Origin of the sequence: Nonomuraea ferruginea, assembly GCF_039540635.1 — a bacterium.
In the GTDB taxonomy this organism is placed as follows: domain Bacteria; phylum Actinomycetota; class Actinomycetes; order Streptosporangiales; family Streptosporangiaceae; genus Nonomuraea; species Nonomuraea ferruginea.
On sequence record NZ_BAABFD010000002.1, the window covers coordinates 416,737 to 428,977 of the forward strand.

Below are 12,241 nucleotides of genomic sequence, written 5' to 3' on the forward strand. Positions count from 1 at the left end.
GAAAATCCGTCGAGGGGCGCGGGACCGGCGATTACCGTGTGCCGGATGGACACGGAACGCCTCATCCTGCGCCCCTTCACGATGGACGACGCCGGCGAGCTCGTCCGCCTGCACAACGACCGCGACGTCATGCGTTTCCTCAACGGCGGCAGGCCGACGCCGCGCGAGACGATCGTGCGCGAGACGCTCCCCCGGTTCATGGCGTCGGGGTTCTTCGCCGCCGAGGAGCGGCGCACCGGCGCCTTCATCGGCTGGTTCCACCTGCGGCCGGGCGGCGAGGGCGAGCTGGAGCTGGGTTACCGGCTGCGCCGGGAGTCCTGGGGACGCGGGTACGCGACCGAGGGGTCGCTGCGGCTGATCGAGCGGGCGTTCGCCGAGCTGGGCGCGCGCCGCGTCTACGCCCAGACGATGGCGGTGAACCTGGGTTCGCGCCGGGTCATGGAGAAGTGCGGGCTGCGGCACGTACGCACCTTCTGGGAGGACTGGGAGGACCCGATCGACGGCGCGGAGCAGGGCGAGGTCGAGTACGAGCTGCTCCGGGAGGAGTGGGAGGCGCGACACCACCTGGTGCACTGGTCTGACCAGTGACTAAGGTGCTGCCATGAAGGCATACGAGGGGTTGTTCCGCCTGGACGGGCGGCGTGCGGTGGTCATCGGGTCGGGCAGCGGCATCGGCAGGGAGGCGGCGCTGGCGCTGGCCGCGCACGGCGCGACGGTGGTGTGCGCGGACCGCGACCTGCCCTCCGCCGAGGAGACGGCGTCCCGCTGCGGCGGCACGTCCCTGGCGCTCGACGTGCTGGACGGCGCGGCCGTGCACGCCGCGGGCGCCGAGCTTGAGGCGGACGTGGTGGTGTTCACCGCGGCCACCAACGTGCGCAAGCGGCTGCTGGACTACACGGCCGAGGAGTTCCAGCGGGTCGTCGACCTCAACCTGAAGGCCTCGTTCGAGGTGGTCCGCGCGTTCGGCGCGGGCATGGTGGCGCGCGGCCGCGGGTCCATCATCGGCTTCGCCTCCATCCGCGCCGCCGTCACCGAGCCCGGCCAGGGCGTCTACTCGGCCACCAAGGCCGGGCTGGTGCAGTTGCTGCGCACCGCGGCGGCCGAGTTCGGGCCGCACGGGGTGCGGGTGAACGCGATCGCGCCCGGCGTGGTGGAGACGCCGCTCACCAAGCAGATCAAGGACGACCCCGGCTGGTACGGGGCGTACGCGGCCAAGAGCGCGCTGGGCCGCTGGGCCACCGCCGGGGAGCTGGCGGGCGCGGTCGTCTACCTGGCCGGCGACGCCGCCAGCTTCGTCACCGGCTCGGTGCTGTACGTCGACGGAGGCTGGACGGCGGTGGACGGCCGCTTCGACCCGCCCAACTGACGGCGGACCAGGAGCCACCCGTCCCCGCCGGACGCCTGTCATCCGTCCTCAGGGGCGGATGATGGCCATCCGGGTCACGGTGAGCTCCTCGATCGCGAACCGGGGGCCCTCCCGGCCGACGCCGGAGTCCTTGACGCCCCCGTACGGCATGTTGTCGGCACGGAAGCCCGGCACCTCGTTGACCACCACTCCCCCGGCCTCGATCCGCTCGATCGCGGCGAAGGCGGTGGCCAGCGAGCGGGTGAACACCGAGGCGTGCAGCCCGTACCGGGAGGCGTTGACCGCGGCGAAGGCGGCCTCCAGGTCGGGCACCGGGCGCACGCACACGACGGGGCCGAAGATCTCCTCGTCCCAGGCGGCGGCCCCGTCGGGCACGCCGGCCAGCAGCGTGGGCGCGATGGCGCGGCCGTCGCGCACGCCGCCCGTCACCACCTCGGCCCCGGAGGAGGCGACCCAGTCGAGCACCCGGTCGGAGGCGGCCGGGTCGATGAGCGGCGCCACCCGGGTCTCGGGCAGCCGCGGGTCGCCCACCACCACGTCCTTCATCCGTGCGGCCAGCAGCTCCCGGAACCGCGCCGCCACCGGCTCCTCGACGAGCACCCGCTGCACCGAGATGCACGCCTGGCCGGAGGCGTAGTAGCCGCCGCGCACCACCGCGTCGGCGGCGGCCTCCAGGTCGGCGTCGGCGGCCACCACGAGGGCGGCGTTCGAGCCGAGTTCGAGCAGCACCTTCGTGGGGGCGGCGTTGCGGGCGATGGCGTGCCCGGCCGCGGCCGAGCCGGTGAACGAGACGGCGCCGATCCGCCGGTCCTCGACCAGCGTCCGGCCCACCTCGACGTCGCCGGTGACGAGCTGCACCGCCGCCCGCGGCAGCGCGCCGGACTCGCGCAGCAGGTGCACCAGCCAGAGCGTGGCCAGCGGCGTCGCCGGGGCGGGCTTGACGATCACCGGGCACCCGGCGGCCACCGCGGGCGCGATCTTGTGGGCGGCCAGCAGCAGCGGGTAGTTGAACCCGGTGATGCCGACCACCACCCCGATCGGCCGCCGCGTCCAGAACCCGATCAGGCCCTCCCCCGCGGGCAGCAGGTCCAGCGGCACGGTCTCGCCGTGCAGCCTGGCCACCTCCTCGGCGGCCGTGACCAGCGTGACCAGGGTGCGCGCCACCTCGACCCGGCAGTCGACGAGCGGCTTACCGGTCTCCAGCACGAGCAGCCGCTCGACCTCCTCGCGCCGCTCGGCCAGCGCGTCGTGCGCGGCCATGAGGGCGCGGCGGCGGGCGTGCGACGGCAGCGCCGCCATCGCGGGCGCGACCGCGAGCGCTTCCTCGACCGCCCGCGCGGCCAGCTTCGCGTCCCCGACGGGGGCGGGCATCACCACCGAGCCGTCGTACGGGAAGATCACGTCGGCTTCGGCGGCCGGTTCGACCCATCCGTCGCCGATGGGCAGCCCGGACGGCCACGCATCCTGATATTTCACGCTTTGATCCCCCTTGGTGTGCTTCATGACGTACGCATCGCGCTCGGGAACACGTCGAGATAGGCCGGCGCGCCCTCCCTGCCGGTGGCGGCCAGCACGGCGTGCGCCACGGCCCGGCTGAACACGTCGGCCCCGGCGGCGAGCAGGTCGTGCAGCTCGGCCCCCGGCGGCTCGTCCTCCCCGGCCCGCTCCCCGAACACCCGCTGCTCGCCGCCCGGCGCGGGCAGGGCGCAGGTGGCGACGGCGAAGATCGTGTCGCCGTCGACCATGGTGTGCGCGGGGCGGATGGCGCGGGCCAGGCCGTCGTGCGCGACCGCGGCCAGCTTGGCGCACTGCGCCTTGGTGAGCGTCAGGTCGGTGGCGACGACGCCGATCGTGGTGTTCAGCGAGGTCACCCCGGACGGCCGCCACGCGGCGGTCTCCTCGGCGCTCGGCTCCCGCAGGTGGTCGAACTCGCCGGGCAGCCCGTACCTGGCCCCGGCCAGGGCGCCGCTTCCTGGATCGAGCACCGACCCGGCGGCGTTCACCACAGCCAGCGCGGCGACGGTGGCCCCGGAGGGCAGGATCACGCTCGCGGTCCCCACCCCGCCGGCCAGCCCTCCGGCCACCGCACCCGCGCCCGCGCCGACGGACCCGCTCACATGCCCCGCCGCGCTCACCCCGCACGCCCCTCCAGACGCGGCGCCCGCCTCGCCATCGGCGGCCGAGGCCGAGGTGAAGGAGCCCCGCGCGGACACAGCAGCGCCGCCTGACGCGACGTACGGACCACCGGCGGGGCCGACAGGCGCGACACCGCTCGTCCTGGCCGGCTCGACGTCGGCGGCCGAGGAGGCCCGCGCGGAGGGAGAAGCGCCGGGCGCGGCGTGCAGGGTGCCGTGGCCCGTGACGGGGGCGGCCGGGCGGGCCGGCTTGACGCCGGTGGCCGGGGTCGCCGTGAGAGAGGGAGCGGGGTGGAGGGCGGCGTCGTGGGCGGCTTCGCCGAAGGCGGCGTCCGGGGTGGCGCGGAAGGCGCCGCCGCGGCCGAGGTCGTAGATGACGGCGGCGGGGACGATGGGGACGACGCCGCCCTCGACGGGGAAGCCGACGCCGGCGTCGGCGAGGCGGGACATGACGCCGCAGGCCGCGCTGAGGCCGTACGCGCTGCCGCCGGTCAGGACGATGGCGTGGACGCGTTCCACGAGGTTGCGCGGGTCGAGGAGCTCGGTCTCGCGGGTGCCGGGGGCGGCGCCGCGGACGTCGACCCCGGCGACCATGCCGCCCGAGGGGGCCAGCACGACGGTGGTGCCGGTCCGGTAGCCGCCGCCCGCCCTGTGGTGGTGGCCGACGCGCAGGCCGGCCACGTCCAGCAGGGAGTTGGTGGCACCCGGTGTCACGTCAGGTTCCGGGTGAGGAAGCGCCTGGCCGCCTCGGCGAACACCCGGGTGCAGCGGACGATCTCGTCCACCTCGACGTACTCGTCCGCCTGGTGGGCGATCCACTTGCCGCCCGGGCCGTACACGACGGACGGGACGCCGCCCCAGTGGGTGAGCACGGTGCCGTCGGTGGAGCCGGGGACGCCGCCGTAGACGGGCTCCTCACCGGTGACGTCGCGGTGCGCGGCGGCCAGCGCGGCCACCACCGGGTCGGAGACGGGCACGTCCACCGGCGGCCGGTCCACCAGGATGCTCACCTCGGACGCGATCCCGTCCCAGGCGGCCAGCTCGGCCACCCGGTCGGCGACGTCCTGGTGGCCGACGCCGGGGATGGTGCGCACGTCGACGAAGACGGACGCGGTGGCGGGGATGACGTTGACCTGCTCCTCGCTGCCGGCCCGGACCACGGTCGGGGTCACGTACACCTCGCCCAGGTGCTCGTGGGCGGGGAAGCGCTTCTGCAGCTCGGCCTGGAGCTCGCGCAGGCCGGTGAGCAGCGCGCCGACGGCCTGGACGGGGTTGCGGCCGTGCTGCGGCATCGCGCCGTGCGCCATCTTGCCGGTGAAGTCGACGCGCAGCCGCAGCGCGCCCTTGGCGACGGCGCAGATCTCGCCGGCCTCGGGCTCGGCCACGATGGCGCCGTCGACGTCGGCGGCCAGGCCCTGGTCGACGAAGTGGTGGGCGCCGATCATGAGCCCTTCCTCGTCGGCCAGCGCGCACACCTTGATCCGCCCCGGGAACGGTCCAGCGAGCTGCAGCGCGCGGGTGGCGTAGAGCGTGGCGGCCAGGCCGGACTTCATGTCGGCGCTGCCGCGCCCCCACAGCTTGCCGTCGCGGATCTCGCCGCCGAACGGGTCCACGGTCCACTCCGACAGGTCGCCTTCGGTGACGACGTCGGTGTGGCCCTCGAACATGAGAGTGGGCCCGTCGCCGCCGCCGCCCTCGACCACGGCCACCACGTTCGGCCTGCCGGGGGCGGCCTCGTACACGACCGGCTCCCAGCCCCACTCGCGCATCCTGGCCGCCACCAGGTCGGCGGCGGGCTGCTCGTTGCGGCCGCGCGCCGGGTCGTTGGTGCTCGGGACGCGGACCAGCGCCCGGGTGAACTCGACGACGCCCTGCGCGTCCACTTCGATCACAGCAATCCCTCCAGGGTGGGTACGGCCTGCAGCAACGCCCGTGTGTAGGGGTGGCTTGGCTCGATCCAGATGTCGTCGACGGCGCCGGTCTCCACAATCTCGCCGTCGTTCATGACGGCGACCGTCTCGCACACGTGGCGGACGACGGACAGGTCGTGCGAGACGAAGACGAGGGTGAGGCCGTGCTCGTCGACGAGGTCGGCCATCAGGTTGAGTATCTGCCCGCGTACGGACACGTCGAGCGCGCTGACGGGCTCGTCGGCGACGAGCACCTTGGGCCGGGGGGCGAGCGCGCGGGCGATGGCGATGCGCTGGCGCTGGCCGCCGGAGAACTGGTGCGGGTAGCGGTCGGCGGCCGAGGCGGGCAGCCCGACCTCGTCGAGCAGCTCGGCCACCCGGCCGCCGACGGGCTCGCCGAGCGCGACGAGCGGCTCGGCGACCAGGTCGCGGACGCGCATGCGCGGGTCGAGCGAGCTCATCGGGTCCTGGAACACGATCTGCAGGCTGTGGCGCAGGAAGCGCAGCCGCCGTTCCGGAAGGCCGGTGATCTCCTGGCCGTCGAACCGGATGGAGCCGGCGGTGGGCTTGTCGAGCCCGCACAGCAGCCGCAGCAGCGTGGACTTGCCGGAGCCGGACTCGCCGACGATGCCGAACCGCTCGCCCTTGTGCACGGTCAGCGACACGCCGCGCAGCGCGTGCACGGCTCCGCCCGGCTTGGTGAGCGAGGTGCGGGGCCGTTGGTAGACGCGGGTGAGGTGGCTAACCTCGATCAGCGGGGTGCCAGCATGCGTGGGCATGGCCCTCTCCTGTCAGCGCCGGGACTTTCTCACACGTCACGTCGGCGTGCGGGCAACGGTTGCGGAAGACGCATCCGCCGGGGAACCGGCCGGCGGGCGGGACACTGCCCTTGATGGTGGGCAGGCGGGTGCCGCGCGGCGTCAGCTTGGAGGCGGCCAGCAGGCCTTCGGTGTAGCGGTGGCGGGGCCTGGTGAACACCTCGCGGATCGGGCCGCTCTCCACGACGCGTCCCCCGTACATGACCAGGACGCGCTCGCAGACGGAGGCGACCACGGCCAGGTCGTGGGTGATGAACAGCAGCGCGGGCGCCACCTCGGCGATGAGGTCGAGCATCTGCTTCTGCACGGTGACGTCGAGCGCGGTGGTGGGCTCGTCGCAGATGAGCAGCTCGGGCTCGTTGGCGAGGGCGATGGCGAGCATGACGCGCTGGCGCTGGCCGCCGGAGAGCTGGTGCGGGTAGGCGCGCGCGACCTGCTCGGGGCTGGGCAGGCGGACCCGGCCGAGCAGCTCGACGGCGCGGGCGCGGGCCTGCTCGCGTGGCTTTCCGTGCAGGGTCATGACCTCGGCGACCTGGGCGCCGACCCGCATGAGCGGGTTGAGAGCGGTCATCGGCTCCTGGAACACCATGGACATGGCCCGGCCGCGCAGGTCCTTCAGCCGCGACTCGGGCACGCCGACCAGGTCGCGGTCGCGCAGGCGGGCCCGCCCGGCGGCGGTGACGCCCTCGGGCAGCAGGCCCATCAGCGACAGCGCGGTCAGCGACTTGCCGGAGCCGGACTCGCCGATGAGGCCGACCCGCTCGCCGGGCCCGATCCGGAACGACACGTCGTGCACGAGCTCGGCCGCGTGCGCCCGCACGGTGAGGCCCTCAACGCTCAGCACGGATCCTCCTGAGCTTGGGGTCGAGGTAGTCGCGCAGGCCGTCGCCGAGCAGGTTGAAGCCGAGCACGGCCAGCGCGATGGCCAGGCCGGGCCACAGGGCCAGGCGCGGCGTGGAGAACAGCAGCTCCTGCGACTCCTGCAGCATGCGCCCCCACGACGGGGTGGGCGGGCGGGTGCCGAAGCCGAGGAACGACAGCGCGGCCTCGGCCAGGATGGCGATGGCGAACGACACCGACGCCTGCACGATCAGCATCGAGCCGATGTTCGGCAGCACGTGCCGGAACGCCACGGGAAGGCGGCGGCGGCCGGCGGCGCGGGCGGCGAGGATGTAGTCGGTCACCATGACCTGCATGGTCGCGGCGCGGGCGACCCTGGCGAAGGCGGGCACCGTCGCCACCCCGATGGCGATCATCGCGGTGAGCGTGCCGGCCCCGTACACCGCGCCGAGCATGACGGCCAGCAGCAGCGCGGGGAACGCGAACACCAGGTCGTTGGCCCGCATGACGAGCTCCGACAGCCAGCGCCAGCGGGTCATGCCGGCGATCACGCCGAGCGGCGTGCCGATCAGCGCGGCGATGCCGACGGCCACGATGCCGACGTAGAGGGTGGTGCGCGCGCCCACCATGAGCTGGCTGAAGGTGTCGCGGCCGAACTTGTCGGCGCCCAGCAGGTAGCCGTCGCCGGGGCCGTGCAGCTTGTTGCCCGCGTCCACGAGCACCGGGTCGTGCGGCGTCCACACGAACGACACCAGCGCCATCGCCACGACCAGCCCGACGAGGACGGCGCCGCTGACGAGGCTCGCGTTCAGCCGGCCCTTCATCGTGCCCCCCGCAGCCGGGGGTCGAGCGCCGCGTAGGCCACGTCGACCAGGAAGTTGATCAGCAGGACGGCCAGCACCAGGACCATGACGACGCCCTGGACCAGCAGCAGGTCGCGGCCCGCGACGGCGTTCAGCAGCAGGTCGCCCAGGCCGGGGATGACGAACACCCGCTCCACCACGACCGCGCCGATGAGCAGCGTGGCCAGTTGCAGGCCGAGCACGGTCACCACCGGGACGGAGGCGTTGCGCAGCCCGTGCCGCCACAGCGCGCCCATCCGGCCGCGTCCCTTGGCGCGGGCGGTGCGCAGGAAGTCCTCGCGCATCACGTCCAGCACGGCGGAGCGGACGTAGCGGGTGAGCACCGCGCCCTGCACGAGGCCGAGCGACAGCCACGGCAGCAGCAGGCCGCGGAACCACTCGACGGGGTCCTCGGCCAGCGGCACGTAGCCGCCCGACGGCAGCACCTGGGCCTGCACCGCGAACACGAACACCAGCAGGATGCCCGCCAGGAACGCCGGGATCGCGATGCCCACCTGGCTGAAGGCGCTGATGGCGACGCCGAGCGGGTTGCGGTGGTGCACGGCGGCGAACGTGCCGGCCGGCACCGCGATCAGCAGGGCCACGAGCATGCCGCCGCCCACCAGCACGGCGGTGACGCCCAGCCGGTCGTTGATCTGCTCCCCGATCGGGGAGCTGGTCACGTACGAGGTGCCGAAGTCGCCGGTGGCCAGCCCGCCGAACCAGTCGAAGAACTGGGCCGCCGCCGGCCGGTCGGTGCCGAACTGCTTGCGCAGCTCGGCCACCGCCTCGGGGGTCGCGTTCACGCCCAGCGCCACCTCGGCGGGGTCGCCCGGCAGCACGGCCATGAACGAGAACACCAGCACACCGGCGACCGCGGCGCTCAGGACGAACACCGCGGCCCTCTTCAGCAGGTACAGGATCACTGCTTGGCGAGACCGGTGAAGTCGAAGGACTCGGAGATGGCGTTCTTCGGCAGGCCGGTCACGCCCTTCTTCGCCACGATCAGGTTCGGGAAGCCGAACAGGAAGTCGGCCGCGGCGTCCTCGGACAGCAGCTTGGCCGCCGCCTTGTAGTTGTCGGTCTGCTCCTGCTCGGTGCCCTCGTCGGCGGCGGCGAGCAGCTTGCCGAACTCGGGGTTGTCGTAGCGGAAGTAGTAGGACTTATCGGCGAAGATGCGGATGTCGCGGGGCTCGACGTGGTTGATGATCGACAGGTCGTAGTCGGCCTTGGTGAACACCGAGTCCAGCCAGCGGGCCGGGAACTCCAGCGGCTCGATCTCGGCGTTGATGCCGACCTGGGCCAGCTGCGACTTGACGACCTGCGCGCTGGCGACCGCGTACGGCAGGTTCGGGATGCGCATCTTCACGTCGTACGTCTTGCCGCCCAGCAGCTCCTTGGCCTTGGCGACGTCGTACGGGTAGTCGCCGGTGCGGTCCTCGTACCACGGGTCGGTCGGCGGCACCATCGAGCCGATCAGCTGGCCGCGCCCGGCCCAGGCGGTGTCGAGCAGCGCCTGGTGGTCGATGGCGTGGCGGACGGCCTGGCGCACCTTCTTGTCGTCGAACGGCGGCCGGCCGTTGTTCATGGACAGCACGACCTCGCCGTTGGTGGTGCCCTCGATGGTCTCGAACCGGTTGGGGTCGGCGAACTGCTGCAGCGACTCGGGCGCCTGGACCGCGGAGATGACGTCGATGCCGCCGGTCAGCAGCGCGTTGTTCATCGCCGTGGCGTCCTTGAAGTACTTCAGCGTCACGGACCCGATCTGCGGCTTGGTGCCCCAGTAGCCGTCGTTGGAGTCGAGGCGGATGTGGTCGCCGCGCCGCCACTCGCCCAGCTTGTACGGGCCGGTGCCGACAGGGGTGTTGGCCAGGTCGGAGACGCCGGTGCGGCTGAACATCGCGCCGAGCCGGGTGGCGATCGTGTAGAGGAAGCTGTTGCTCGGCTTGGAGAGCGTGACGACCGCGGTGGCGTCGTCCTTCTTCTCCACCTTCTCCACCACGTCGAGCTGGGAGGTGATCTTCAGCTTCCAGTCGCTCTTCAGCCGCTCGAACGAGAAGACCACGTCGTCGGCGGTGAAGGCCGCGCCGTTGGTGAACTTCACGTCCGGCCGCAGGGTGAAGGTGTAGGTCTTCAGATCGTCCGAGACCTCCCACTTCTCGGCCAGCAGCGGGACGATCTTGCCGTCCTGGTCGAGCTTGACCAGGCCCTCGTAGACGTTCACCAGCAGCGCCTGCGGGATGGCGGCGCCCTCGGTCGAGGTGAAGTCGAGGTTGGCCGGCTCGGCCACGAACCCGACCGACAACGTCTGCGCCTGGGGGGCCTGCTGCTCGCCGCCCGCGGTCTCGGATCCGCCGCCTCCGCCGCAGGCGGCGATGCTCAACAGGAGACCGCCCGCGGCGATCCAGGTCCCGATTCGCCTCATGTCCTTCAGCCTCCTGGCTAGTGCACTGGTCTGACCAGTAGGCTGCACATTGCCAGTCCGCTACGGCTCAGGTCAAGGGGGCTTCAATGGGTGGTCCACGGTTCGAGCCGGTGCGGACCGTACGCGCTTACGAGCGGATCGTGGAGCAGATCGAGGAGGCCGTCGAGACGGGGGCGCTCACGCCGGGCCAGCGGCTGCCGAGCGAGCGCGATCTCATGGCGCAGTTCTCGGTGAGCCGCTCCACGGTGCGTGAGGCGCTGCGCGTGCTGCAGGCGCGCGGGCTGGTCCAGTCGCGGCCCGGGGATCCCAACGGCGCCGAGGTGCAGCCGTTCTCGCCCGCCGCGCTGCACAAGTCGATGACCACGCTCGCCCGGGTGGACGAGCTGTCGCTGGGCGAGCTGGTGCAGTTCAGGATGGTGCTGGACGCGTCGGCCAACCTGCTCGCGGCGCGGCTGCGCACCGACGAGCAGCTCGCCGAGATGGACGCGGCCATCGAGCGGATGCGCCGGGCCGCCGAGGTCAGCTACGACGAGTTCAGCGCCGCCGACGTGGCCTTCCACGACGCGGTGGCGCGGGCCTCGCGCAACAAGCTCATCGAGATCAGCACCGGCGTGGTCCGCTCGATCGTGCTCAACCTGATAGCGGGCAAGATCGCCTCGTCGGACGACCGGGTGGCACTCATGCGGCGCAGCATCCGGCACCACGAGGAGGTGCTCGACGCCGTGCGCGCCGGCGACGGGCCGCTGGCGGCCCGTCTGTCGCGGGAGACGATGTACGACTACTACGTCGACTACGTCCCGGCCGACGAGCGCCCCGCGCTGCGCGCACTGCTGGAAGAGTGAATGGTGCCGGCGGCGCAATCCGGGTAAAGAGTGTTATGTTGCAGCCGTGGCTGGGGAGGAGTCGGTGGCCGAGGCGTTCCTGCGCGAGCCCCGCCGCTACACCAGCCACCAGGTGGCCGAGATGGCAGGGGTGCCGGTCTACCGCGCGCGGCGGTTCTGGCGGGCGCTCGGCTTCGCGAACGTGGCCGACGACGCGGTGGAGTTCACCGACTCCGACGTCGAGGCGCTCAGGACCCTGCTCGGCATGGTCAGCGACGGCCTCTACGACGAGGAGCACATGCTGCTGATCGCCCGCTCACTCGGGCGGGCGACGGCCCGGCTGGCCGAGTCGCAGGCCGAGCTGGGCGCCGAGGAGCTCGACCAGGCGGGGGTGCCGCTGGCCGAGCGGCCCAGAGCCTGGCGCCGGCGGGCCGAGCGGGTGGTGCCCGACCTGACCGGGCTGCTGGTCTACGCCTGGCGGCGCCAGCTCGCCGCCGCCGCGGGACGGCTCGCCGTCCAGGACCTCAGCGCCGTACGGGTCACGGTCGGGTTCGCCGACCTGGTCGGGTTCACCAGGCTGAGCAGGCAGATCACCGAGACCGAGCTGGCCGCGCTGGTCGACAGGTTCGAGGGCCGCTCGGCCGACATCGTCACCTCCTACGGCGGCCGGGTGGTCAAGACGCTGGGCGACTCGGTGCTGTTCGTGGCCGACAAGTCGCACGTGGCCGCCGACATCGGGCTGCGGCTGGTGGAGACGCACGCCAAGGGCCGGGGCATGCCGGAGTTGCGGGTGGGCCTGGCGGCCGGGCCAGTGGTGTGGCGCATGGGCGACGTCTTCGGCACGACCGTCAACCTGGCCAGCCGCCTGACCGCGCTGGCCCTGCCGGGGACGATCCTGGCGGACCCGCAGGCGGCCGAGGAGCTGGAGGACGACCGGGCGTTCCAGCTGAGGGCGGTGGACCGGCTGTCGGTCCGGGGTCTCGGCGAGCTGGTCCCGTTCACCGTGACCCGCGCCTGAGCGCCGCCGGGCAACCGGGCCGTCGTCCCATCGCGTCTGTACCGTCAGCAACGCTCTGATGGGGAG

12 protein-coding genes are annotated in these 12,241 nt (G+C 73.0%); 4 read left to right on the top strand and 8 right to left on the bottom strand.

The window, feature by feature from the left end:
• The first annotated feature begins 45 nt into the window (after positions 1 to 45).
• Together ABD999_RS05260 and ABD999_RS05265 are read left to right on the top strand one after the other, a co-directional pair.
• Positions 46 to 588, top strand: a complete 543-nt coding sequence (locus ABD999_RS05260) for a GNAT family N-acetyltransferase (RefSeq protein WP_271280291.1) — start codon at positions 46 to 48, stop codon at positions 586 to 588.
• A 13-nt stretch (positions 589 to 601) separates the two neighbouring features.
• Positions 602 to 1,366 carry an SDR family NAD(P)-dependent oxidoreductase gene (locus tag ABD999_RS05265; RefSeq protein WP_219549129.1) on the top strand — a complete coding sequence of 255 codons (765 nt, stop codon included), beginning with the start codon at positions 602 to 604 and terminating at the stop codon, positions 1,364 to 1,366.
• A gap of 48 nt (positions 1,367 to 1,414) precedes the next feature.
• Here the strand turns inward: ABD999_RS05265 and ABD999_RS05270 are convergent, their stop codons facing one another.
• The 8 genes from ABD999_RS05270 to ABD999_RS05305 are packed head-to-tail and all read right to left on the bottom strand — an operon-like array spanning position 1,415 to position 10,336.
• Positions 1,415 to 2,842 (bottom strand): aldehyde dehydrogenase family protein, encoded by a 1,428-nt coding sequence (locus ABD999_RS05270; RefSeq protein WP_271280290.1) that lies wholly within the window; start codon positions 2,840 to 2,842, stop codon positions 1,415 to 1,417.
• A gap of 23 nt (positions 2,843 to 2,865) precedes the next feature.
• Entirely contained in the window at positions 2,866 to 4,215 is a 1,350-nt protein-coding gene (locus ABD999_RS05275; protein WP_345482593.1) for a P1 family peptidase, read from the bottom strand.
• Entirely contained in the window at positions 4,212 to 5,393 is a 1,182-nt protein-coding gene (locus ABD999_RS05280) for a M20 family metallopeptidase (RefSeq protein ID WP_261808616.1), read from the bottom strand. The genes ABD999_RS05275 and ABD999_RS05280 overlap by 4 nt, the downstream gene beginning before the upstream one ends.
• The gene (locus ABD999_RS05285) at positions 5,390 to 6,190 is read right to left on the bottom strand and encodes an ATP-binding cassette domain-containing protein (protein ID WP_219549123.1); all 801 of its coding nucleotides are present in this window, start codon (positions 6,188 to 6,190) and stop codon (positions 5,390 to 5,392) included. The genes ABD999_RS05280 and ABD999_RS05285 overlap by 4 nt, the downstream gene beginning before the upstream one ends.
• Positions 6,153 to 7,073 (bottom strand): ABC transporter ATP-binding protein, encoded by a 921-nt coding sequence (locus tag ABD999_RS05290; RefSeq protein ID WP_271279295.1) that lies wholly within the window; start codon positions 7,071 to 7,073, stop codon positions 6,153 to 6,155. The genes ABD999_RS05285 and ABD999_RS05290 overlap by 38 nt, the downstream gene beginning before the upstream one ends.
• Positions 7,060 to 7,893, bottom strand: a complete 834-nt coding sequence (locus ABD999_RS05295) for an ABC transporter permease (RefSeq protein WP_219549119.1) — start codon at positions 7,891 to 7,893, stop codon at positions 7,060 to 7,062. The genes ABD999_RS05290 and ABD999_RS05295 overlap by 14 nt, the downstream gene beginning before the upstream one ends.
• Positions 7,890 to 8,837, bottom strand: coding sequence for an ABC transporter permease (locus ABD999_RS05300; protein WP_219549117.1), 948 nt, complete (start codon positions 8,835 to 8,837; stop codon positions 7,890 to 7,892). The genes ABD999_RS05295 and ABD999_RS05300 overlap by 4 nt, the downstream gene beginning before the upstream one ends.
• The gene (locus tag ABD999_RS05305; protein ID WP_148032127.1) at positions 8,834 to 10,336 is read right to left on the bottom strand and encodes an ABC transporter substrate-binding protein; all 1,503 of its coding nucleotides are present in this window, start codon (positions 10,334 to 10,336) and stop codon (positions 8,834 to 8,836) included. The genes ABD999_RS05300 and ABD999_RS05305 overlap by 4 nt, the downstream gene beginning before the upstream one ends.
• Positions 10,337 to 10,422: 86 nt before the next feature.
• Between ABD999_RS05305 and ABD999_RS05310 the strand changes: the two genes are divergently transcribed.
• Both ABD999_RS05310 and ABD999_RS05315 read left to right on the top strand, forming a co-directional pair.
• A complete protein-coding gene (locus tag ABD999_RS05310) occupies positions 10,423 to 11,178 on the top strand; it encodes a FadR/GntR family transcriptional regulator (RefSeq protein WP_148032128.1) in 756 nt (251 codons plus the stop codon).
• 46 nt (positions 11,179 to 11,224) lie between these two features.
• Positions 11,225 to 12,175, top strand: a complete 951-nt coding sequence (locus ABD999_RS05315) for an adenylate/guanylate cyclase domain-containing protein (protein WP_271279296.1) — start codon at positions 11,225 to 11,227, stop codon at positions 12,173 to 12,175.
• The last annotated feature ends 66 nt before the right edge of the window (positions 12,176 to 12,241 follow it).